This window comes from Microbacterium istanbulense (genome assembly GCF_037204145.1).
GTDB lineage: Bacteria > Actinomycetota > Actinomycetes > Actinomycetales > Microbacteriaceae > Microbacterium > Microbacterium istanbulense.
Genome location: NZ_JBBDGN010000005.1, coordinates 16361 through 40179 on the forward strand (window position 1 = coordinate 16361; position 23819 = coordinate 40179).

Annotated in this window: 17 protein-coding genes; 9 read left to right on the forward strand and 8 right to left on the reverse strand. The window is 68.3% G+C overall.

Annotation, left to right across the window (positions count from 1 at the left end; translation table 11 throughout):
- Window positions 1-24: 24 nt before the first annotated feature.
- Window positions 25-6024, reverse strand: coding sequence for an Ig-like domain-containing protein (locus WDU93_RS06685; protein WP_337318848.1), 6000 nt, complete (start codon window positions 6022-6024; stop codon window positions 25-27).
- A gap of 227 nt (window positions 6025-6251) precedes the next feature.
- On the reverse strand, window positions 6252-6830 hold the full coding sequence (locus WDU93_RS06690; RefSeq protein ID WP_337318850.1) for a DNA-3-methyladenine glycosylase I: 579 nt from the start codon (window positions 6828-6830) through the stop codon (window positions 6252-6254).
- Window positions 6831-6914: 84 nt separating this feature from the next.
- On the opposite strand from WDU93_RS06690, the gene WDU93_RS06695 reads away from it, so the two are divergent.
- Window positions 6915-7379 (forward strand): hypothetical protein, encoded by a 465-nt coding sequence (locus WDU93_RS06695; protein WP_337318852.1) that lies wholly within the window; start codon window positions 6915-6917, stop codon window positions 7377-7379.
- Between the two features lie 59 nt (window positions 7380-7438).
- Window positions 7439-7786, forward strand: a complete 348-nt coding sequence (locus tag WDU93_RS06700) for a hypothetical protein (protein WP_337318854.1) — start codon at window positions 7439-7441, stop codon at window positions 7784-7786.
- Window position 7787: 1 nt separating this feature from the next.
- On the opposite strand, the gene WDU93_RS06705 is transcribed toward WDU93_RS06700, so the two are convergent.
- Complete coding sequence (locus WDU93_RS06705; RefSeq protein WP_337318855.1) at window positions 7788-9845, reverse strand: acyl-CoA dehydrogenase family protein; 2058 nt, start codon at window positions 9843-9845, stop codon at window positions 7788-7790.
- 213 nt (window positions 9846-10058) lie between these two features.
- Between WDU93_RS06705 and WDU93_RS06710 the strand changes: the two genes are divergently transcribed.
- Window positions 10059-10472: an OsmC family protein gene (locus WDU93_RS06710; protein WP_337318857.1), complete on the forward strand. Its 414-nt coding sequence runs from the start codon at window positions 10059-10061 to the stop codon at window positions 10470-10472.
- Between the two features lie 297 nt (window positions 10473-10769).
- Here the strand turns inward: WDU93_RS06710 and recQ are convergent, their stop codons facing one another.
- Window positions 10770-12785: a DNA helicase RecQ gene (gene recQ, locus WDU93_RS06715; protein WP_337318859.1), complete on the reverse strand. Its 2016-nt coding sequence runs from the start codon at window positions 12783-12785 to the stop codon at window positions 10770-10772.
- Between the two features lie 101 nt (window positions 12786-12886).
- Between recQ and WDU93_RS06720 the strand changes: the two genes are divergently transcribed.
- Both WDU93_RS06720 and WDU93_RS06725 read left to right on the forward strand, forming a co-directional pair.
- Window positions 12887-13180: a GNAT family N-acetyltransferase gene (locus WDU93_RS06720; protein WP_337318861.1), complete on the forward strand. Its 294-nt coding sequence runs from the start codon at window positions 12887-12889 to the stop codon at window positions 13178-13180.
- Entirely contained in the window at window positions 13177-14091 is a 915-nt protein-coding gene (locus WDU93_RS06725) for a pirin family protein (protein WP_337318862.1), read from the forward strand. Before WDU93_RS06720 ends, WDU93_RS06725 begins: the two co-directional genes overlap by 4 nt.
- A gap of 59 nt (window positions 14092-14150) precedes the next feature.
- Here WDU93_RS06725 and WDU93_RS06730 read toward each other — a convergent pair whose 3' ends face one another.
- Complete coding sequence (locus tag WDU93_RS06730; protein WP_337318865.1) at window positions 14151-14984, reverse strand: oxidoreductase; 834 nt, start codon at window positions 14982-14984, stop codon at window positions 14151-14153.
- A 118-nt stretch (window positions 14985-15102) separates the two neighbouring features.
- Between WDU93_RS06730 and WDU93_RS06735 the strand changes: the two genes are divergently transcribed.
- On the forward strand, window positions 15103-15666 hold the full coding sequence (locus WDU93_RS06735; RefSeq protein ID WP_337318867.1) for a TetR/AcrR family transcriptional regulator: 564 nt from the start codon (window positions 15103-15105) through the stop codon (window positions 15664-15666).
- 157 nt (window positions 15667-15823) lie between these two features.
- Here the strand turns inward: WDU93_RS06735 and WDU93_RS06740 are convergent, their stop codons facing one another.
- Window positions 15824-18760 carry a S8 family serine peptidase gene (locus tag WDU93_RS06740; RefSeq protein ID WP_337318869.1) on the reverse strand — a complete coding sequence of 979 codons (2937 nt, stop codon included), beginning with the start codon at window positions 18758-18760 and terminating at the stop codon, window positions 15824-15826.
- A gap of 248 nt (window positions 18761-19008) precedes the next feature.
- Between WDU93_RS06740 and WDU93_RS06745 the strand changes: the two genes are divergently transcribed.
- The 3 genes from WDU93_RS06745 to WDU93_RS06755 all read left to right on the forward strand — a co-directional run bounded on the left by WDU93_RS06745 (window position 19009) and on the right by WDU93_RS06755 (window position 22120).
- Entirely contained in the window at window positions 19009-19551 is a 543-nt protein-coding gene (locus WDU93_RS06745; RefSeq protein ID WP_337318871.1) for an ECF transporter S component, read from the forward strand.
- A gap of 80 nt (window positions 19552-19631) precedes the next feature.
- Window positions 19632-21308 carry an ABC transporter ATP-binding protein gene (locus WDU93_RS06750; protein WP_337318873.1) on the forward strand — a complete coding sequence of 559 codons (1677 nt, stop codon included), beginning with the start codon at window positions 19632-19634 and terminating at the stop codon, window positions 21306-21308.
- Window positions 21305-22120, forward strand: coding sequence for an energy-coupling factor transporter transmembrane component T (locus WDU93_RS06755; protein ID WP_337318875.1), 816 nt, complete (start codon window positions 21305-21307; stop codon window positions 22118-22120). The genes WDU93_RS06750 and WDU93_RS06755 overlap by 4 nt, the downstream gene beginning before the upstream one ends.
- Here WDU93_RS06755 and WDU93_RS06760 read toward each other — a convergent pair.
- Complete coding sequence (locus tag WDU93_RS06760; RefSeq protein WP_337318877.1) at window positions 22110-22454, reverse strand: hypothetical protein; 345 nt, start codon at window positions 22452-22454, stop codon at window positions 22110-22112. The two genes, WDU93_RS06755 and WDU93_RS06760, sit on opposite strands and share 11 nt — an antisense overlap.
- Before the next feature lie 164 nt (window positions 22455-22618).
- Window positions 22619-23782 (reverse strand): acyl-CoA dehydrogenase family protein, encoded by a 1164-nt coding sequence (locus WDU93_RS06765; protein WP_337318879.1) that lies wholly within the window; start codon window positions 23780-23782, stop codon window positions 22619-22621.
- Between the last annotated feature and the right edge of the window lie 37 nt (window positions 23783-23819).

The following is a 23819-nucleotide window of genomic DNA, read 5'->3' on the forward strand; positions in this document are numbered from 1 at the left end:
CGTCAGTCGGGTGGGCCGGCCGCGCTAATACCAGGTCATCGAGTCGGCGTTGCGACTGCCCATGCTCACCCACGCAGTCTCACCGGGATCGCCGAAGAAGCAGTTCAGCTGGTACTCGCCGTTGCCGGACAGCCGGACACTGTACGGGCCGCCCCATGTGCCACCGTTGATTCCGGTGGCGTTGCATCTCAGAGAGTAGGTCGCGTCAGGCAGGTTCGAGTAGACGATCTTCATCTTCGCGCAAGACGAATGCGTGCACTCGCCCGGCCAGTAGCCCGATGCGCCCTTGACCGTTCTCACCGACGGTTGCGGTGGCGAGTTGGTCTTGGCCGAGTAGGTCGGAGACACGGCCTGCTGGCCCTCGGAGTCGGTGGCACGCACGCGGATGCTCCAGGTCTGGTCATAGCCGTTGCCGCGCATGATCGAGCCGTTCAGCGACCCGGCGTTCTGCCAGCCGCCGCCGTTGATGCTGTACTCGGTCCGCACGATCGGTCGTCCGTTATCGGAGTTACGCGCATCCCAGTACAACTGCACCGACGTTCCCCGGTTCACGGCGTCACCGCTCGGCGGGCGGACCGGGCCGAAGGGCACGGCCTGGTTCGAGGAACCCGCGGCGCCGGGCTGGGACTGCTGCCCGCCGACGACCGAGTAGGCACGCACATGCACGGTGTAGGTGTTGCCGTTGGTGAGGCCGCCGATGTCGGAAGAGCCGTTCCAGTTGGTCCAGGCGCCGTTGTTGAGCTGGTACTGATAGCGCAACTCGCTGGCGCTGGCCCCGTTGCCGGAGGGAGCAGTGAACGTGACCCGCACCGCGCGGTCGAGCGGCGTCGCGCTCACGTTCGTGGGCGCGCCGGGCGAACCGAAGGCACGCTGCGGCGCAGACGCCGGGCTCGGGTTACCCCAGCCTGCCTTGTTGCTCGCCCGCACCGTGTAGGTGTAGTCGGTCTGATTGGTCGGCACCGACACCGTCTGCGACAGCTGCGAACCGGGCACGGTAACGCTGCCGACGAGCGCTCCGCCGCGGTACGTGCGCAGTTCGTAGTTGGCGATCGCGTCGCCATTCTGGAAGGCCGCATCCCACGAGACAGTCATCTGCGCCTCGGTGCCTACCGAGGGCGCACTGCTCACCCTCGGAGCGGGCGGCGCGCCCGGCACGCCGGCCGGCACTTCTGGCAGCGAAGGCTGACTCCAGTCCGACGGGTCGGGCGCCTGGTTGTGCGCGCGGACGCGCACGGTGTAGTTGGTGCCGTTCTCGAGCCCGTCCCAGACGAGGGAGTTGCCGGTCACCCCGGACTTCTCTCCGATACCCGACGGCGGGGTGGGCGAGATCTCGAGGGTGTAGCTGTCGACCGGTGAGCCGTTGGAGTTCGGGGTGGTCCACGCCACGTTCAACGACTTGTCGCCGAAGCTCAGCGTGGGCGGTGCCGGGGTGTCGGGTCGCGTGTCGGGTCGCGCGGGGCCCGACACCGGCGAGGGGTCACTCTCGCCGACCCGGTTGTGCGCGGTCACCTGGAACGTGTACGAGACGTTGTTGGTCAGTCCGTCCAGGGTGCATGTCGTCGACTCGCACGTCTTCGAATACGGTCGGCCGTCCACCGACGTGACGGTGTACTCGGTGATCTCGGCGCCGTTGTTCGACGGCGACGACCACGCCAGGACCACCGTGCGGTCCTCGACCGCCGAGACGGTCGGCATGCCGGGGGCATCCGGCACGCCCTGCACCGTCACCGTCACACGCCCGTCGACCTCACGGTCGGGGTCTTCCGTGGCGTCGGCGATGCGATAGCGAACGACCATCACACCGACGAACGTGGCATCCGGCGTGATCTTGAGCACGTCGCCGGCGACCTCGACATCACCCTGACCGCTCTCCACGAGCGCCGACAGCAGGTCGAGCGGCTTGCCCTCGCTCTTGAACGGGTTGGTGTCGTTGTCCAGCACCGGCACCGTGATGGTCTCGCCCTGATCGGCTTCAGACACGGTGTCCGGGTTGGCGACGGGCATGTTGCGGGTCGACGCGGACACCGTGATCTGCACCGTGCCCTCCACCGGCTCCGTGGTGCCGTCCGTGATGCGCACGGGCACGGTGACGGTCGTCCCCTTCTTCGCGTTCGACGCGGCCTCGGCCAAGAGCTTGTCGCCCTCGATGCGCACCGAGATGCCCTCACCGGGCTGGCCGGAGGTGGAGAAGCGCAGCTTGTCGGCGTCTTCGGGATCCGGATCGGTGGTCAGCGCACCCAGGTCCAGCGACGTGGCCTCCTCGCCGGGCGCGACCTTGACCTGGCCGTTCACGAACGTCGGCTGCTGGTTCTTCGGGGGCAGGACGGTGATCGGAATCGTCAGCACCGACTTGCGCCCCTCGGGGTCGTCGGGTCCGTCACCGTCGGTGACCTCGAACGTGAGCGCGTCGGCGCCGAAGTACCCGTCCTTCGACGTGTACACCAGAGTCGTCGTGTCCTTGATCAGGGAGTCACCGTTGGCGTTGACCGCGCTGACCTTCGCCGCCTCGGTCAGACGCACGTCTCCGCCACCGGCGACCACGACGTACTTCGACAGCGGCAGTTCCTTCGTCTCTCCGCTCTTGACCTCGACCGGTTTGGTCGAGCTGAGGGTCGGACGCAGCTCACTGATCGCCGGCACGAAGATGAAGGCCGACGCGACGCGCTCGTCCTGGTCGGTGACCGTGTACCGGATGAGCTGACGCTTCTCAGAGACGGTCACCCGAACAGTGCCGTCCTCTCGCAGACGACCGCCGTCCTCGACCTCGACCTTGAGTCCCTGGACGGTGCCGTCTGGATCCTCGTCGTTGGTGAGGATGTCGACGTCGACGGTGAGGCCGTCCTTCACGTCCGCGATCTGCACGCGGTCATCACGTGCGATCGGGGTCATCAACGGCACGTCCTCGTCGACGGTCACGAGGATCGGCGCCTGCGCCTGCGCGCCGCGCTCATCCTCGATGGTGTACTGCACGGAGGTCTCGAGCTCGCGATCCGGAACGTCGATGATCACGTGGCTGCCCGACACCTCGGCGGTGACGTCTTCCTCGCCGGCGGGCTCGAGCCCGTTCGGCACGAGACCGATCTTGTCGCCCTCGGGGTCGGAGTCGTTCGCAAGCGCGGGCACCGCGACCGATCGGCCGGGGCGCACGACCACGGCATCCTTCACGGCGTACGGCGCCTGGTTCATCGACTCGGGCGGCGCCACACCGACACGGATCGTGGCCGTCGCCTCGGCGCCCAGGCGGTCGCGCACCCGGTAGGTGAAGCTGTCGACGCCGGTCGAGTCGTCGAACGCGCGATACTCCAGGTAGTTCGGGCCGGTCTTGGTGATCTGCCCCTTGCCGGGGGCGCTGTCGATGCCGAGCAGCTCGATCGAGTCACCGTCGGCGTCGAGGCCGTCGAGTGTGATCGGGATGTTGATGCTCGACCCGGCCAATGCCCGTGCGGTCACATCATGCGGGCGGGGCGCCGCGTTCTTGTCCTTGACGATCGGCAGCACCTGCACGGTGACATGGCCGCCCGCCTTCTGCCCCATCGAGTCGACAGCCTCGTAGGTCAGGTAGACGGTGCGCGCCTCGGTACCGGCGCGGAAGCGCACGGTGTCTTGCGAGACGAAGGCCTCACCGTCTTCGGGGTCGGTCACCGGCTCGACGAGTTCGGGGGCGACACGCAGCTTGTCGCCGTTGGGGTGCACGTCGTTCTCCAGCACGGGGATGGTCACGACGTCACCCGCGCGCACGACGACCTCATCGTCATGCGCCACCGGCGGCATGAGCTTGGTCGGAGCGGGGATCGGGATGACGGTCACGTCGCCCTCGGCGGACTTCGATCCATTCGAGATCCGGTAGCTGATCTTGACCGGCTCATCCAAGGCGCCCTGATCGTTGATCCGCAGGGTCTCGTGGTTGAGCACCGAGACGGCGATGCCGCTGTCCTGCGGCACGGTCACCGACTGCACCACGAGCACGCCGCCCGACGGATCGGAGTCGTTCGCGAGCACACCGATCAGCGCTTCGCTGCCCTTGGGCAGCAGCGCGACGTCGCGCACGGCGACCGGAGGCAGGTCGGTCTCCTGCTTGTCGAGCACGTCGACGCGCACGATGCCCTTGGCCGGCTTCGGGCCCGACGTGGCCAGGTACTGCACGTAATAGGTACCCGAGGCGCCGGCCTTGAACGTGAACTCGTCGCTCGGGTAGTCGGGCACGAGGGTCGCCCCCGGTGTCGGCTCAACACGCGCCAGTCGCAGGCGCTCGGCACCTGCGCTGGTGTCGTTCGTGAGCGGCGCGACCGAGATGGTCTCACCGACGCGGGTGACCACATGGTCGGCATTCGTCACCGGGTCGGTGGAGCCGACCGGCTTGACGTCGAGCAGGATCTTGCCGACGGTCACCTTGCCGAGGGAGTCGGAAACCGTCACCTCGACCTCTTTTCGCCCCTGCAGGCTGGCCACCGCACGGTAGGTGATCTGGCCGTCGGTCGTGAACTCCACCTCATCACCCGGTGCGGCGCTCACCCCACGCAGGTAGACGTCGTCACCTTCGGGGTCGCGCCAGTCAGGCAGCACGTTGTACGACACCGTTCCACCGGTCTCGACCGCCAGCTTGGTGGTGCGCTTGGGCTTGGGCGCGGTGTTCTTGCTCCAGTCGTAGACCGTCGCGGTGACGAAGGCCGTGTCCTTGCCGTTGCGTCCATCGTCGATGGCGTACTCGAAGGTCGCCGTGCCCTTGGCATCCTCCGGCGCCATGATCTGCAGCGCGGCACCGTTGAGGATCGGCTGAACCTCGCCGATGGACGGCTGATCGTCAGCCAGGGACGCCACCAGCACGTCGCCATCGGTGTCGTTGTCGTTGTCGAGCACCGGTAGCAGCGTGGTGCCGCCCGGGCGCACGCCCAACTCGTCGTCCTCAGCGACGGGAGGAGTGTTCTCTTCCTTGCGCTCCGGCAGGGAGGTCTCCACCGTCTCCTCGGTGGTCTCCTCTTCGTTCTCGGTCTCGCCCTCCGGCGGAACGAGCACGCTCCAGTCGTCGACCCGCTGCAGGCTCTCGTTCGCCAGCCAGGCAGCGCCGCCCATGATGTCGTTGAGCACGATGACGTCGCGGTTCACGCGGAACGTGAGCGAGGTCGACTCCTCGGCACCCGGGATGGGCTTCTCGACATCCTGCGCGTCACCGGTGCAGTCGCGCACGAACTGTGCCGAGACACCCCACGCCGCGTAGGCGCAGCCGCGCAGGTAGACCGGTTCGGCCGGCACGCCCTCGCCGGCACCCGAGGGAATCGTGACCGGGTCCGCGCCGTCGAGCGGCACGCGGATGAGGTCGGTGGGGGTCGCGATGGCGACGCTGTCGGCCGCGGCGGATGCCTGCTGCAGTACGGCGTCGTCGGGAACGCTCACCTTGGTGGTGATGCCACCCGGCGTGCGCACCTGACCGCCCGCGGCGTCGAGCACCACAGGGGTCGTGCCGACGGCCGTGATCGACGCCGCTGCCGGGGTCTTGATCTCGCCGATCGACGAGGTCTGCGGTTGCAGCGGCTGTCCCTCAGGGTCGGTCGGGATCGTGACGACTTCACCACGCTTGGTCGAGAGCGCGTAGACGGTGCCGTCTCGACCGACCGCGACGTCGGCGTTCGCGCCGAGCTCGACCAGCGGCTCTGCCGACTTGATGTCGAAGCCGGCCAGGCCCTTCGCCGAGACGACCCAGAGATCACCCGACTTCTCGTCGAGCACCGCGGTGGTGAGGTTGCCGAGTTCGATGGTCGCGTCAGAGGGGATGGCCGCACTATCGGTGAGGGCCATCCGCGCGGGGTCGACCGCCGTGGCCGTGCTGTTGCCGTAGTCGACGGTCACGATCGTGCCGGCATCCTGCAGCACATCGAAGTCTTCACTGGAGGTGCGCAGTCCCCCGTCGATCACGGTGGACTCGTTGTTGAAGTGGCCCAGCAGCAGGCTCGACGTCTTCGTCAGCCACACGCCGGCATCGTTGAGGTCGACCTTGGTGGTCGGAAACCCGTCATAGGCGATGGCCATCGAGGTCAGCGCCAACGCACCGATCGCGACCCCCGCGACAGATGCGACAGATTTTGGCCGCGAACGTACCCACGACAGTGCCTTCATCGAAAATTTCCCCCTGAACAGCGCCGGTCTCGACTCCGACACCCGCGCACGTGTGCCGACACGCGCGACGATTCATCCTAACGACGGCCGACCGTGATAATCGAGTCGAGCGCATGGGGAGGAATACCCATCAGCCCCCGTCACGGGTGGGGAACAGCCCTCCAGCATCCCTCGACATGGTCGTCGACCATGCCAGCCGACTGCATCAGCGCATACATCGTCGTCGGCCCGACGAACCGGAACCCGCGCTTGCGCAGAGCCTTGCTCATCGCCTCGGACTCGGCCGTCACCGGCGGCACATCGCCAAGCGAGTGCGGGCGGGGTCGTGCGGGTGGGGCGAACGACCACATCAAGGCATCGAATTCACCTGCGGCCATATCTCGCACCAGCGCCGCGTTCGAGATCGTGGCCTCGATCTTGGCGCGGTTGCGGATGATTCCGGCATCCGCCATCAGGCGTTCGACGTCATCTGGACCGAACGCGGCGACCGTCGCCGGATCGAACCCGGCGAACACCTCGCGGAACCGGGGACGCTTGCGCAGGATCGTAATCCACGACAGCCCCGCCTGAAAACCTTCGAGCGCCATCTTCTCGAACAGCGCCCGGTCACCGCGCAGCGGCGAGCCCCACTCCTCATCGTGATACCGACGGTATTCGGCATCATCACCGACCCACCCACAGCGAGCGAGGTCGTCAGGGCCGGTGATCACAGATGCCATGTGTTCAGCGTAGAAGGCAGGACGGACACTCGATACGGTGGAGGCACGCAGCGGGGGCTGCGCAGAACTGGGGGAAGGTGCGGAATGCGCGCATCGAGGTGGACCGCTCGAATCATCACGGCGGTCATCGCCCTGCTGCTCGCACCGATCGCCGTCGGGATGGTGGCGACCGGCGGCGCCCAATGGCGCTTCGCCGCCACTGCAGCCAACGCCGGACTCGAGCTGTCCGGCGCGATTGCCCCTGGCCTGCAGTTGGCGATCGGCATCGCGCTGCTGGTGGGCATCGTGCTCACCGGCATCTGGAGCTCGGCCGGACTGCTCGCCGCTGGCGCGCTGGGCCTCGCCGCCCTGCTGTTCTCGTCCGTCCCCGCGCTGATGATGGGGATGTACCGCCTGCTGGCAAACTCGTTGCCCCGCGAATGGCTGGACGGCCTGATCGCCGGGGTGCCGTTGACCATCCTTCCCGCGCTCGGCGGGCTGGGCCTGGCGCTGGCAGCGCTGCGTCGACGCCCGGCCCCCTGGCGATCGGAGGCACGATCGGCGGTCTGATCGGCATCCCCCTCGCCCTGCTCGCCGGCGGCGTGGCCATCGCGTGGGGAGCCGGCGCAGTGGCGACGCAGGTCATGCGCTTCGCGCGCCTGGACGTGATGCCGCTGGTCGCGCTCGCGATCGTCGGCGGAACACTGCTGGTCGTCGCGGCGCTGGCTGCCGTTCGCTGGTCGCCCTACGCGCTGGTGCTGCCGGGCATCATCCTCGTCACGCTGAACGTCGTGGTTCTGCTGGGCAGCCCCGCACTGGTGTTCGGGATGCTACGCCCCTTCGGCATCGAAGCCGCCAACATGCTCATGCGGTTGCTCGAGCTGTGCGTGCCGCTCACGGTCGGCATCCTCTACCTGGCGTTCACCGCCACCGCACTGATCGTGCGGCGGCGGAGCCTGCGCGCACAGGCCGCCTGAGTCAGCGCGCCGCCGACTTCTTCAACGCCTTCTCGGAGATCGGGGCCTGTCCCGAAGCCGCGAGCTCGGCGTAGTACGCACGGGCCTCGTCCTGACGCTGCTGTTCGGCGCCAGAGGCGATCGGTGCACGCACGTGCTCCGGCTCGTAACCGAAGGCGTTGACGAGGTCGAGCGCATGGGGACGCAGACGCGCGCAGAGCCGGTCGATGTAGCGCGACACCGCCGCGGCGCGCTGCGCCGACAGACGCCCGTTGATGAGGTACCAGGCGAGGTGCTTCTCGATGAGCTGCAGGCCGAAGAGGTCGCGCAGCCAGGTGAGCACCTGCCGGGTGCCGGCGTCTTCGACGGAGTGCACAGCGTCGGTGAACGCCTCCCACTGGAGCAGCTCGCCGTGCGCACGTGCCGCCTCGATGAGCTCGGCCTGGTTCTCATTGAACAGCTTCTCGCCCAGCACCTTGTCACGGCCCGCGGGGCGCAGGCGCCCGGCGATGTCAGCGACCATCTGCTGCACGCGCTCGGCGAGCAGCTCGTGCTGCTGCTCCTCGCGCAGACCGTTCTCCACCGAACGCGCGGTCGAGCCGAGGTCGGCGACGGCCTGGCCGAGGGCTCGGAGCCCCGCGCCGTGGAAGACCTTGCCCGCCGTCTGCTCGACGGCGAACTTGGCCATGGCGGCAGCATCCTTGCCCTTGAACTGACCGGCGAAGTCGGTGAGCAGACGCTTGCCGACCAGCTGCAACAGCACGTTGTTGTCACCCTCGAAGGTGACGTAGATGTCGAGGTCGGCGCGCAGGCCGACAAGTCGGTTCTCGAACATGAAGCCGGCGCCGCCGCACGCTTCGCGGGCCTCCTGCAGGGTGTCGAGCGCGTGCCAGGTGGACAGCGGCTTGAGGGCGGCGGCCAGGGTCTCGAGATCCTCACGGTCCTCGGGGGTGTCGGTGCGGCCAGAGAAGACGCCGTCGAACTTCTGCAGGAACTCATCGTGCGCGAAGATCTGCGCGTAGGTGGTGGCCAGACGCGGCAGCAGGCGGCGCTGGTGCTTGCCGTAGTCGAGCAGCACGCGCTCCTCACCGTTCGCCCCGTCGAACTGGCGCCGCTGGGTGCCGTAGGTGATGGCGATGAAAAGGCCGAGTGCGGATGCCCACGAGGCGGCGCCGTCGAGCGAGACACGACCCTGCACGAGCGTGCCGAGCATGGTGAAGAACCGGCGACCGGGGCTGTCGATCGAGCTGCTGTAGGTGCCGTCGGCGGCGACGTCACCATAGCGGTTGAGCAGGTTGGTGCGCGGGATGCGCACGTGGTCGAAGCTGAGTCGGCCGTTGTCGATGCCGTTCAAACCGCCCTTGAGGCCATCATCCTCGCGGCCGATGCCGGGCAAGTCTTTGCCATCGTCACCGCGTAGCGGCACGTAGAAGCAGTGCACGCCGTGGTTGACGCCGTCGGTGATCAGCTGCGCGAACACGGTCGCCGCGATGCCGTGCAGGGCGGCGTTGCCGAGGTACTCCTTGGTGGCGCCGCGGAACGGCGTGTTGATCACGAATTCCTCGGTCTCGGGGTCGTAGGTCGCCGTTGTGCCGACGGCGGCGACATCCGAGCCGTGCCCGATCTCGGTCATCGCGAACGCGCCGGGGATCTCGAGGCTCATGATGCCGGGCAGCCACTTCTTGTGGTGCTCGGCGGTGCCCAGCTGCAGCACGGCCGATCCGAACAGTCCCCACTGCACACCGGACTTGATCTGCAGGCTCGGGTCGGCGACGACGAGCTCTTCGAAGCCGGCGATGTTGGCGCCGTTGTTCGCCTCGCCGCCGAACTCCTTCGGGAAGGCGCGGTGCACGGCCTTGTTCCGCACGAGCAGGTGCAGCTGGCTGAGCACGCGCTCGCGGTGCTCGTCCTTGCCGAGGCTGTCGTCACGCCAGAAGGCGGAGTCCTTGATCATCTCGCGCGCCTCACGACGCGTGTCAGCCCAGGTGCCGAGCAGCAGGTCGTTGACGCGAGCGACATCGAGGTGCGGCTCGTGCGTGGGGCTGTTGGCGGATGCGGGACGGACGGCGGCGTCGACCATGACGGTTCCTCTCGAGAGGTGTAGGGACATTGTCATGGTAGATCTACGACAACATCGCGTGAAGTCGACTGTGCATCCTGAACAAAGGGTCGGGAGGGGCGTGTCGTGCCGCGTTGTCGGCTGTCGACAGCCGGATGCATTCAGCGGGGCGGATGCGGGCCCCTCCCACCGCCCGCGACCAGTTTCTGTACGACGTCCAATTATGATGGGGGCATGGGTGCGCGGTACCGGACGCAGGCGATCAACAGCGATGGTGGTGACGGCAGGGCCCACGTTCCCGGGGGGCTGGACGTGGCCGTGGCGTCGCCGCTGGGCACGAACGTCGAGGCCGGCACCAATCCCGAGCAGCTGCTCGCGCTCGCCTGGTCGACGTGTCTCAACGCGACCGCCCAGGTGATCGTGGCGGGCGCTCGGCGCACCTCGGTGCGGGTGGAGGTGGAACTGCACCAGTCCGAACCCGGGCCGGGGTACGAGTTCCACGTCGACGCGTACCTCTCGGCCGAAGGCGCAACGCACGCCCAGGCCGAGGAGATCCTCACCGCGGCGCATGCGCGCTGCCCGGTGTCGAAACTGCTCAGCGGTTCCGCGACGGTGCATACACACGTCGAGGACTTCACCGGGCAGTGAGGGTGCGGCGCGCGCCGCGGTGAGGATGGAGAACGCTCGCTCCAGTGGGAACGAGCGAGCGTTCTCCACTTCTGCAGCGCCCTCTCCCGCATCCGGTGAGCACAAACGCATCCGGGGCCCTGCCTCCCGCATCCGGTGAGCCCAATCGCATCCGAAACCGGCGATTCAGCCGCATTTGCGCTCACTGCGCGCGTCGGCGCCCACGCGGTGTGCAGTAACGCTTCCCCCACGGGCGATTCAGCGACGTTAGTGCACTCCGCGTGCGAGAGCGCGGCGTGCGGGCAGGCGCGCGACCGGTCAGTGGGCGGCGATCACGGCGACGACGGCCTCGCCGTAGGCATCCCGCTTCTTCTCGCCGATGCCGCTGATGCCCTCCAGCGCGCTCACCGACGACGGGCGGTGCTCGGCGAGGGCACGCAGGGTGGCATCCCCGAAGACGATGTACGCCGGCACCCCCTGCTCGCGAGCAGTCTCGGCACGCCAGGCGCGCAGCGCCTCGAACAGCGACCGGTCACCCTCGGCGAGGGCGTCGGCGGCGGATGCCTTGCGGGCCCGCGTCGCGGTGGTGCGGCCCATCGTGTCGCGCCGCAACGGCACCGGCGTCTCACCGCGCAGCACCCCCGTGGCTGCCTCGCCGGGCGCGAGGGTGCCGTACTCCCCCTGCGCGACGAGGATGCCCCGAGCCAGCAGTTGTCGCACGACGCTGCGCCAGTCCTGCTCTGACAGGTCGACGCCGATGCCGTACGTGGCGATCTGCTCGTGCCCCATCTTGCGGATGCGGTCGGTGGATGCTCCGCGCAGGATGTCGATGAGGTGTCCTGCGCCGAATGCCTGGTTCCGCTCACGCTTCAGGCGCACGATCGTCGAGAGCAGCTTCTGCGCGGGGATCAGCCCATCGAACGTCTCCGGCGCCTCCAGGCAGGTGTCGCAGTTGCCGCAGGGCCCGGAGTCCTGTCCGAAGTAGCCGAGCAGGTTCTGCCGGCGGCAGGTGACCGTCTCGCACAGGGCGAGCATCGCGTCGAGATGCTGCCCCATGCGCATCTTGAAGGTGCGGTCGCCGGGGCTCTGGTCGATCAGGCGCCGCTGCTGCACGACGTCGCCCAGGCCGTAGGCCATCCACGCCACGGATGCCTCGCCGTCACGCCCGGCGCGACCGGTCTCCTGGTAGTACCCCTCGACCGATTTGGGCAGGTCGATGTGCGCGACGAACCGCACATCGGGCTTGTCGATGCCCATGCCGAAGGCGATGGTGGCGACCATGACCACGCCGTCCTCGCGGAGGAATCGCGCCTGGTTGGCGGCGCGCACCTCGGCCGGCAGGCCTGCGTGATACGGCATCGCGTCGATGCCCTGCGCGGCGAGATAGTCGGCCGTCTGCTCGACCGACTTGCGGCTGAGCGCGTACACGATGCCTGCCGGCTGGGTCCCTGAGCCCGTCGAAGGGCCCATCGACCGGATGAACGCGACGAGCTGCTTGCGCGGATCGACCTTCGGCACGATCCGGTACTGGATGTTGGGCCGATCGAAGCTCGCCACGAAGTGCTGCGCGGTCGGCAGGGCGAGCCGCTCGGTGATCTCCTGATGCGTGGCCCGCGTGGCCGTGGCGGTGAGCGCCATGCGCGGCACCCCGGGGAACCGTTCGCCGAGGTCGCCGAGCGCGAGGTAGTCGGGCCGGAAGTCATGGCCCCACTGCGACACGCAGTGCGCCTCGTCGATCGCGATGACGCTGAGCTGCCCCTTCTGCAGCAGCTGTGTGGTCTGCGGTGATGACAGCCGCTCGGGGGCGACGTAGATGAGGTCGAGCTCGCCGGCGAGATACGCGCGCTCGACGGCACGGCGCTCGTCGGGAGACTGGGTGGAGTTCAGGTACGCCGCGTTCACACCGTTGGCGCGCAGCGCGTCGACCTGGTCGTGCATGAGTGCGATCAACGGGCTGATCACAAGCCCGGTGCCTTCGCGCACCAGCGCCGGCACCTGGTAGGTGATGCTCTTGCCGCCACCCGTCGGCATGAGCACCACGGCGTCGCCGCCGGCGATGACGTGCTCGACGATCGCAGCCTGGTCACCACGGAAGGCGTCGTATCCGAAGACGGTGTGCAGCGCCTCGCCCGGCGTCGCGTAGCGGGCGGGTGCCGGGCGAACGGATGCCACCGGGGCCGCGGTCGGGCGCGAGGCGGCGGGCGCCGGCTGTCCCCAGTCGGACGACGGCACGTAGTCGTCGGCGGGCGGCACCCAGTCCATGTCCTCCGGGTCGCCCCAGGGCTCATCGTCGTAGGGGAGATCCTCGTACGGATCGCGCGGGGGCTGCGGCATCCTTCCACCGTAACCTGCGCGACCGACACCGGTCAGGCAGGTCCCGCCCCGACGCCTCAGCGTGGGCGTAGGTTTGGAGGCACCTTCTGGAAGGAGCCGCCATGGCAGACATCACGGTCACTCGCAACGACGAGGCATCCCGCTACGAGATCCACTATGACGGTGTGCTTGCGGGGTTCGCCGAGTACAAGCTGCGCCCGGGCGAGATCCTCTTCGTGCACACCGAGGTTGACCCTGCCTTCCAGGGGAAGGGCCTGGCGACCCGGCTTGCCCATGATGCCCTGACGGATGCCGTCGCCCACGACGAGACGATCGTGCCCTACTGCCCGTTCATCGCCCAGTACCTGGAGACCCACGAGATCCCCGGGGCCCAGATCCGCTGGCCGAACCGATGATTGGGCCGCGGCGGCTGACCCTCGAGCCCCGCGAGGTGCCGCTTGGCGGCGTGCGCAACATGTTCGTGCTGCGCACGTTGCCGCACCGCAACCTGCCGACGATCGGGGCGTGGTGCTTCCTCGACCGATTCGGCCCGGCCGACACTCGCATGCGGGTCGAGCCGCATCCCCACATCGGATTGCAGACCGTGACGTGGCCGCTCGTGGGTGAGATCCGCCATCGCGATGCGGTGGGCAGCGATGTCGACCTGCGCCGCGGGCAGTTGAATCTGATGACCGCCGGGTACGGCATCTCGCACTCGGAGTACTCCGTCGGTGAGGGTGCCCGCCCGCTCGATGCTCTGCAGCTGTGGGTCGCACTGCCCAGCTCGGCCACGACGCCGGGCTTCGAGCAGCACACGGAGCTGCCGGTGGTGACGCTTCCCGCGGCGGACGGCGAGGACGCCGAGGCCACCGTCGTGCTCGGGCGCTTCGCCGGGGTCGACTCTCCTGCGACCGTGTACACGCCGATCGTCGGCGCCGAGATCCGCCTGCCGGCCGGCACACGCGTCGAGCTGCCGCTCACGGTCGCCTGGGAGCACGCGATCGTGCTCGTCGAAGGCGACGCGCACGTGGCCGCGCATCCGATGGAACAGAACGAGATGCTCTACCTCGGTGACTCCCGTGACGCGGTCGAGGTGATGAGCGAAGAGGGCGCGCTGCTGTTCCTGCTCGGCGGCGCACCGTTCGACGAGGACCTCGTGATGTGGTGGAACTTCGCCGGCCGCTCGCACGAGGACATCGTCGCGGCGCGGGATGCCTGGGAGGCGGGCTCGGAGCGGTTCGGGCACGTCATCGGGCACGGCGACGAGCGGATCCCCGCTCCTCCCCTACCGCCCGTGCGGCTCATGCCCCGCACCCGAAAGCTCTGATTCCCGATGTGAACGAGCCCGGTTCCGTGGCATCGGGGGTCCACGGAACCGGGAGTCGATTAGTCGCGGGGCACGCCGGTGGCACGCGTGATGAGCGCGTCGAACTGGCGATCAGAGAGGATGTTCCCCGCAGCGATCAGCGGCTTGGCGCCGAATCCGACCGCGTACCGAGTCTTGGGACGGCCCGCGGTGACAGCCTTGCCGATGGCATCCGAGATCACCGACGGCGGGCTGTTGCGGTTCGCGTTGGCCTCGGAACGTAGCGACTTCGCGACCGCATCGGCCTGCCGCTTGTACGCGGAGCCCTTCGACGACTCGTCAAGGTGGTCGGCGGCGATTCCGCCCCACTCGGTCGCAATTCCGCCGGGCTCGATCACGACGACGTCGACCCCGAACGGTGCGAGCTCCAGGCGGAGGCAGTCCGAGAGCGCCTCGAGCGCGAACTTCGTGCCGTGGTACCAGCCGCCGAGCGGGGTGTAGATCTTGCCACCCATGGAGGTGATGTTCACGATCGTTCCGCTCTTCTGCTCGCGCATGTGCGGCACGACAAGCTGGACAAGGGCCATCGCACCGAAGACGTTGACCTCGAACTGGCGACGGCCCTCGTCGATCGGGACGTCCTCAATCGCGCCGTATGATCCATAGCCCGCGTTGTTGACGAGCACGTCGATCCGACCGGTCTCGGCAATGATCTTCGCGACGCCGTCTTTCATGGACTGCTCGTCGGTCACGTCCATCCCGAGCGGGCGGATGCCCTCTGCGGCGAGCTTCTGTAGACGGTCGGTGCGGCGCGCAGCGCCGTAGACGGTGAAGCCGAGGGACTGCAGCTTGCGAGCGGTCGACTCGCCGATGCCGGAGGAAGCGCCGGTGACGAGGGCAGTCTTGGTGGTCATTTCGTATCTCCCGATGTAATGTGAATCTTGGTTCATCAACATCATGAACCATGACTCACTTTGATGCAAGTGCGAGTTCGACTCTCATTTACGAAGACCTCACCTCCAGGAGCAGCACATGTCCCTTGACCGCCCCATGCGGGCCGACGCGGTCCGCAACCGCCGCAAGATCCTCGACGCGGCGCAGGCACAGATCAGCGAGCACGGACCGGATGTCGGGATGGACGAGATCGCGAAAGCGGCCGGCGTCGCCGTCGGCACCCTCTATCGGCACTTCCCCACCAAGACCGACCTGCTCGCTGCCGTGATCGCGGCGTACGTCGTGAGAGTCGCCGACGACGCGGAGGCGTCCCTGGCGCGCGCCCACGATGGGGCGGCAGCGGTCGATGAGGTCGTGGGGTTCTTGGACCGCGTGGTGGAGTCCGCTGCGCACACTCACGCCGTCAAGGCGGCGGCGCGGGGGCTCGGCGTGGGCGGCCACGGCGACCAGCCCGACGAGATCCGCGCGGGTGCGGCGCTGGCGGAGCTCCTCGCCCTCGGCCAGCAGGCGGGCGACATTCGTCCCGATGTCACCGTCGACGACTTCTACCTGCTGATGGCGACGGCGCCCACCGACCTCTCCGCCGAGGTCCGCCGCCGGTGGCTCACGCTTGTGCTGCCCGGCATCACCACCCAGCGCTGACACAGCCGTATCCGGGGTTCGGGGCCCTTCGACAGGCTCAGGGACCCATCGACAGGCTCAGGGACCCATCGACAGGCTCAGGGGGCCCATCCGGGGTTCGGGGCACAGGAAAGGGCCGGATGCCTCGTGTGAAGCATCCGGCCCTTTCGCGACCTCGTTACGGTGCGGTGACCGTCACGATGGTGCGCACACCGGAGTCGCCGTAGCGGACGACGCCGAGGTACTCACCGTCAGCCAGACCCGACCACGACAGGTCGTAGCTGGTGTTCTCACCACGGGTGACCGCCAGCGGGTTCGGGTCGGCGGTGAACGAACCCTCGCCACCGGGAACCGCGTTGGCGTAGGTCATGTCCCACGTCATCGGCCCGCTGGTCGAGTACATGTTCGCAACGACCATGTAGGTACCCGCGGTCGGCGCCGTGATCGTGACCTGCTCGTCGGCCGAGCCGGTCGCCGACTGCCAGCGCTGGTAGTAGCGCAGGTCGTCGGGCGAGATCACCCGGTAGACGGTCAGGTCGAGGTCACTGCCGGTGTCGTCCGACGAGTCGAGGTCGAAGCGCGACACGTCGGTGCCCTCGGGCACGTTCACGATCCACATGACGTCCTTGTCCTCGTCGCCCGAGTTCTCGTTGCCCGAGTGGCCCTCGACGGGGTTGGCCGCGTCGACCAGCAACTCGAACTTCGCCAGACCCGCCAGGTTCAGCGGCATCTCTCCGGTCAGACCGGGGGTGATCTCGATCTCGGTGCTGCCGTCGGCGCCCGAGGCGGCGACCTCGGCCGGCGCGTCGGCCGTCACGGGGAAGACCACCATCGGCGAGCGCACCGTGGTGTCGCCCTTCGTCCAGGTGAGTGAACCGCTCGCCCACTTCTCGACCGGGGCGGTGGAGTTGTCGAAGGTGACCGTGAAGGTCTTCGACTCACCGGCCTTCGCGAAGGAGAGGGTGGACGGCTCGACCGTGACGTTGACGCCGGGGATCGACGCCTGCGCGGTGTAGGTGCCCGCCTCGGTGGCGGTGACCGTCCGGGTGACGGTCTGCGCGCTGGCGAGCGTGCCGATCGAGATCGACGCGCCGTTCAGGTCGCTGCCATCGATCGGCTCGATGCCGTCGAACTCCGCCAGGCCCTTGCCCTCGATGAAGGCAGCCCAGTCCTGGATGCCGTTGAGGTACAGCAGCCCGGGTTCGAAGTAGCGGCTCGGGTCGACCTGACCGGCGCCCTGCGCGAACGGATCGGTGTTGGCCGAGCCGTCACGGTTGACCGTGTCGTAGGCGGTCGTCATGAGCGCGGACTTGATCTCGGCCGGCGAGGCGTTCGGACGCTCACCGAGGTACAGCGCACCGAGACCGGCGACGTGCGGCGCGGCCATCGAGGTTCCCGAGAGGATGCCGAAGGTCGGCTTCTCGTCGGGGCCGTTGTTGGTCGCGGCGAGGATTGCGACACCGGGGGCGGCGACGTCGGGCTTCATGATGTCGGAGCCGTCGGCGTTCATCGGGCCACGGCTCGAGAAGCCGGCGACCTGGGGTACCGGGGTCTCCTCGCCGGTGATGTTCTCACCGATGAGCGTGATCGGGCGGTCGGTACCACCGCGAACGTACGCGAGCACCGCGGCGTGGTGAACAGACGACAGGTGCACGGTGGGAACCGCGTGGAAGTCGTTGTCGAGCGAGTCGGCTCCGCCGGGCACGTTCAGCAGAACCATGCCCATGCCACCGGCATCCTTGACGACCTGCGACTTCTCGGCGCGGGCGTTGGTACCGCGCTCGCAGACCACGATGTGTCCGGCAACCTTGGCCGGGTCGAGCGAGCCGGGCAGGCACAGCTTCGCGCCGTCACCGGCCGAGGCGTCACCGGCGTAGATCGAGGGGCCGGTCACCTCTTCGCCGAACGGAACGCTCACCGAGGCGCCTGCCTCTTCGAAGCCCTCGAAGGTGACGGTGCCTTCCCAGGTCGGGATGGTGGATGCCGCGACCGTCGTGTACCACGGCGAGGCGTGGTCGGCCGTGGCGGCACCCGGTCCGCTGTTGCCGGCTGAGACCGAGACGAAGACGCCCGCGGCCGCCGCGTTGAGGAAGGAGATGTCGTCGGGCTCGAGCACGCTCGAGGCCGAACCGCCACCGATCGAGTAGTTGATCACGTCGACACCGTCGCCGACGGCCGTGTCGATGGCGGCCAGCAGGTCGCTCATCGCGCAGATGTCATCGTCGGTGGATGCCAGGTCGGGGCCCACGTAGCAGGCCTTGTAGGCCGATACCTTGGCGGCCGGGGCGACACCCGAGACCGTGCCGAAGTCGATGTTCTCGATCGAGGCATCGACGCCGAAGTTGCCGGCTGCGGTGCTCGCGGTGTGCGAGCCGTGGCCGTCGCCATCACGCGGCGAGAGGTAGTCGTAGGCGAAGTCGAAGCCAGCGGCCTTCGCGCCCGACGAGAAGTACTGACCACCGACGAGCTTGGTCGAGTAGTCGTGCTTGTTCCAGTCCTGGCCCTTGACGACCGGGCTCCGGAACGTCGTACCGTCGCTCTTGTCGTAGTAGACGAACTTGCCGTCGGTGTACGGCTGACCGTTCGACTTCTTGTTGCTCTTGTTCTTGAGCTTGTCGCCCGCGAAGGACGGGTGCTCCGGGGCGATGCCGGTGTCGATCACGCCGACCACGACGCCTTCGCCGGCGGAGTCCACGCCGCCGGTCTCCTCCCACAGGCCACCGGTGCCGTTGGAGTCAGAACCCAGCCCGAGGAAGTCGGTCGACGACTGCGCCTGCGGGTGGCGGACGCTGTCAGGGAACACGCCGAGCACATCCTTCGACGCGCGGAGCTTGTCGACCTGCGCACCACTCAATTCGGCGCTGAAGCCGTTGAGGGTGACCGCGTAGCTGGCGTCTGGGGTGACGCCGGCTGCCTTGGCCAGCTTGCGCTGCTCGTTCTTGAGGTGCGCCACGTACTTCTGCGAGTTCGCGGACTGCGCGTCGAGCTGCTTGCCCTTCTGAGGCTTCGTCGCCTTCAGGCCGGCGGTGCCGCCGTCGTAGCTCGCGAGAGGATCGGCCTTCAGCACCACGATGTAGTGGCCGGGCGTCCCCTCGATCGGGGTGGGTGTCGTCACCCCCTCTGCCGCATATCCGGTGGTTGCTACGGACCCTATGAACAACGCGGCCAGGGATACGGCCGCTGTCACTCGGAGGGGATTTCGTCCCATGAGCTGCTCCTGATGATTGCAGTGCGGCCGCGTTGCCGCACCGTCGCCCAACCTACCCATTGGCTATGACGCCCGGCTACCCAACGTGCCGCAGCCCGGAATTTCTCCGGCATCCGGCCCAGCCCTGGCACCGGACGCGCCGATAGGCTGAGTCGGTGAAGACCCGCCCGTTCCTCAGCACGCGGACGCTGCTCGTCTGCGCCGCGATCGGCGTGGCCACCGGCATCCTCGGCGGGATCGCCGGGCTGCTCACGCCGGCCGTCCTCGTGCTCGCCCCCTACGCCTACGGGTTGGTGCTGGGGTCGCACGTGCTGCCGGGCATCATCGCGCAGGAAGTGCTGCGCGAGCGCTACGTCGCCCTGGTCACGCACCTGATCGCGGCGCTCATCGCGAGCGCGTTCAACCCGGCGTGGGCACTGCGGTTCATCGGCACCGCGCTGCTGTTCGGTGCCGTGCAGGAAGGCGTCGCCGCGCTCACCCGCTACCGCTCGTGGGGGCCGTGGCGCTTCTTCATCTCTGCAGTCATCATTGGCGCGATCGTCGCCGTCGTGGTGTTCTTCGTGGCGCACCTGAGCACCCTGCCGCCGTGGGCGCAGATCGCCTACCTGCTGCTGTCGGTGCTCGGGCCGGTCATCTGGACCGCCATCGGGCTCGGCATCGGCTCGGCGCTGCGTCGCGCGGGCGTCGCCCAGCGCTGAGGACTCCGGCCGCGGTGGCCGGTCAGGTTAGGGTCGACTAACCTGGAGGAATTCGATCCGCTGGAGACCGGGGTTACGCCGTGCGCCCATCCGCGCCCCTGCTGAGCGTGCGTGACCTGTCGATCACGCACGCGGATGCCACGCATCCCGCCCCGCGCAGCGCGACTTTCGACATCCACCCCGGGGAAGTGGTGCTGTTGCTGGGGCCGTCCGGGTCAGGCAAATCGACGCTCACCCTGGCGCTGAACGGGCTGATCCCGCACGCGGTTCCCGCTGCGATGACCGGCGATGTGATCGCCGGGGGGCTGGACACCGCGACGACGCCCACCGCCACCCTGAGCACGCGGGTCGGCATGGTGTTCCAAGACCCCGACGCGCAGATCGTCACCGCCACCGTCTACGACGAGGTCGCCTTTGGCCCCGAGAACCTGCTGTTGCCGGTCGCCGAGGTCGAGCGGCGCACCGAGGATGCCCTGCGGCGCACCCAGCTGTGGGAGCGCCGGACAGAGAGCCCGGACGTGCTCTCCGGAGGCGGCCGGCAGCGCCTCGCGATCGCGTGCGCGCTTGCGCTGGACTCCCCGCTGATCGTGCTCGACGAGCCGACGGCGAATCTCGACCCGCAGGGCATCGACGACGTGTACGCCGCGCTCGCCGATGTGGTCGCCGCGGGTGACCGGGCGATCCTGCTCGTGGAGCACAACCTCGACGCGGCGATGGACTTCGTCACCCGAGTGATCGTGCTCGACCGCGCGGGGCACGTCGCGATCGACGGCCCCGCCGCCGAGGTGCTGCGCGCGCACACCGACGACCTCGTCGAGATGGGGGTGTGGCTGCCGGCGGCATCCCTCGCCGCGCTGCGACTGCGCGCGCTGGGCGTGCGGCTCGAACCGCTGCCGCTGACGCCGGGTCAGTTGCGTGCGGGGCTGGATGCCGCACCAGATCTGCCGGATCTCAGCACGCTGAGCGAGCAGTCGGATGCCGTCGCCGCTCCCCCGATCGTCCAGGCGCGTGGCTTGACCGTACGCCGCGGCCGCACCGAGCTGCTGCACGGCATCGACCTCGACATCCCCGCGGGCAGCCTGACCGCGATCGTCGGCGCGAACGGTGCCGGAAAGACGACGCTCATCCAGGCGCTGGCAGGCGTCGTGCCGCCGCCGCGTGGGCAGGTGCAGGTCGATGGACGGGATGCGGCGAAGGCGTCTCCCCGAGAGCTGTCGGCGCGCATCGGTTTCGTGTTTCAGAACCCCGAGCATCAGTTCATCTCGGCCACGGTCTTCGAGGAACTCGCGCACGGCCTGCGCCGGCAACGCGTACCGGATGCCGAGATCGACGAGCGCGTCGGCGAGATGCTGCGACGGTTCGGACTCGCCGGGAAGTCGGGCATCCATCCCTTCCTGCTCTCGGGCGGTGAGAAGCGGCGCCTGTCTGTGGGCACGGCGCTGATCACCCGGCCGCGGGTCCTCGCGCTGGACGAGCCCACCTTCGGTCAGGACCGCGCCCGGGCCGGCGAACTGCTGGATCTGCTGGAGCAGCTGCGCGACGAGGGGACGACGATCGTGCTGGTCACGCACGACCTGCAACTCGTCGCCGATCACACGACGCACACGGTGATCCTCGCCGACGGTCGCCTGCACGCGACAGGGAGGACGGCGGAGCTGTTCGCCGACGAGACGCTGTTCGAATCGGCCGGGCTGCGACTGCCCGCACTGCACCGGCTGCTGCCGCCGGGGCTGCGCGGACGGATCGGAGGCGTATGAGCCTTCTGGACCCGTATGCCCGGTTGGTGCCGACCAGGCCATGGCAGTTTCTGTACGGGCTGAATCCGCTCGCGAAGATCGCCGGAGTGCTACCCGCGATCGTGCTGCTGGTGTTCGTGCGCGATCTGGTCGTGCCGGCGGTCTTCCTCGCGGCGGCATACGTCGTGCTGCTGATCGGGGCGCGGCTGACCCGCACGACGGCGCTCGCGCTGTTCGTGGCGGTGCCGCTGGCACTCGTCGTGATCGGGGTGGGATTCGCGATCTGGGTCGATCCCGCTCAGGTGGATGCGTCTGCGGTGCTGGTGCAGTGGGGTGGATGGATGCTGCACGCCGGGGCGCTGCAGATCGGCTTCGCCACGTCACTGCGGCTCGGCGCGATTCTTGCCCTGTCGCTCATCGGCGGCTTGACCACCAGCGGACCCGACCTGGTGCGGGCGAGCGTGCAGCAGCTGCGGATGCCGTACCGGATCGGGTACACGGCGCTCGCGGCGTTCCGGTTCGTGCCGAGATTCCGGCATGAACTCGACGTGATCCGGGCCGCTCATCGGGTGCGGGGGCAGCATGGGGGCCGCGGGCCGTTCGCCCGGCTGGCGCGCGGCTGGGGATACATCGTGCCGCTGTTGGCCGGTGCGATTCGTCATGCGGAGCGGGTGGCGCTGGCGATGGATGCCCGCGCCTTCGGCGCCTACCCGACCCGCACCGAGCGCCACCTGGTGCCCTGGCGCACACGGGACACCGTGTTCGTGGCGGCCGCCGTCGCGGTGTCGGCCGCGATCTTCTGGATGCTGTTCCCGTGGGGCCTCAGCGGCTGAGCGTCCGCTCACCGTGCATGTCCCACTTTTCGTCGTGCATGTCCCACTTTTCGTCGTGCATGTCCCACTTTTCGTGGTGCGTGTCCCGCTTTTCGTGGATACCGCCGGGCGGGAAGGTTGCTTCGCGCGGAGATGTGCGCTTTGCGCGGAGAGAAATGACGGATGCCTCCGCGCGAAGCGCACATTCCCGCGCGAGGTCGACACGGCTGTAACCCTCGCGCGTGGTCGCATCCGGCATCCGGCATCCGGCATCCGGCATCCGGCATCCGGCATCCGGCATCCGGCATCCGGCATCCGGCATCCGGCATCCGGCATCCGGCATCCGGCGCAGCATGTCCCAAAAACTGCTGTCAAACAGGCCGGATAACCGCAGTTTTTGGGACATGCCCTGCAGAAAGTGGGACATGTACAGCGGAAAGTGGGACACGGGCTGCGGGAGGGGGAACATGCAGAGAGGGCCCCGGATGCAGCATCCGAGGCCCTCGTCCGACGTGGGCGTTAGCGCTTGCCGGCGATCTTTCGGCCGACGAGCTCGCGCATGATCTCGTTCGTGCCGCCGTAGATACGGTGCACGCGGGCGTCGAGGAACGCACGGGCGATCGGGTACTCGGTGATGTAGCCGTAGCCACCGTGCAGCTGCACGCCGGTGTCGAGCACCTCCCACTCGCGCTCCGTTGCCCAGAACTTCAGCTGCGCGGCCTCTTCGGCGGTGAGCTTCTCGGCCGCGTAGAGCTTGAGACCGCGGTCGACGTACGCCCAGACGGCGTCGACGGTGGTGGCCATGTCGGCGATCTTGAAGCGGGTGTTCTGGAAGTCGATGATGCGCTCACCGAACGCCTCGCGCTCCTTGGTGTACGCGACGGTCCACTTCAGCGCGGCCTCGGTCGCGGCGGCGGCCGAGACGGCGATCGACAGGCGCTCGAGCGGCAGGTTCATCATGAGCTGGACGAAACCGAGCCCTTCCTTACCGCCGATGAGGTTCTCGTCGGGGACGAAGACGTCGGTGAACGACAGCTCGGCGGTGTCCCAGCCGTGGAAGCCCATCTTGCTGAGCTTCTTGCCGTGGTCGAAGCCTTCCATGCCGTTCTCGACGATCAGCAGGCTGAACGCGTCGGGGCGGGTGCCTTCACCGGTCTTGACGAAGGTCACCACGATGTCGGCGGTCTTGCCCGACGAGATGAACGTCTTTGCACCGTTGAGGATGTACCCGCCGTCGACCTTCTTGGCGTTGGTCTTGATGCCGCGCAGGTCGCTGCCGGCTCCCGGGTCGGTCATCGCGAGGGCGCCGAGGATCTCGCCGGATGCCATGCGCGGCAGCCACTTCTCCTTCTGCTCCTGCGTACCCATGTGCACGAGGTAGGGCACAGCCAGGTCGTCCTGGATGCCGAAGGCACCGGCGAGCGAACCGGCGCCCGCACCGATGACCTCTTCGTTCACGATCGCCCGGAAGCGGTAGTCCTGGAGCATGCCTGCGCCGCCGAATTCCTCGGGCACCGACAGACCGATCAGGCCGGCCTCACCCGCGGCGAGCATCGTCTCGCGGTCGATCTCACCGGCGGCATCCCACCGCTCGATAGCCTCGTTCGAGACGTGGCGCTTGACGAAGTCCTTGACGAGGTCGCGGAAGGCCTCGTGATCCTCTTCGTAGATGTCGCGTTCCATGGCATCCTCCTGACGTGTGCGTGCGTCTTCGCACCCG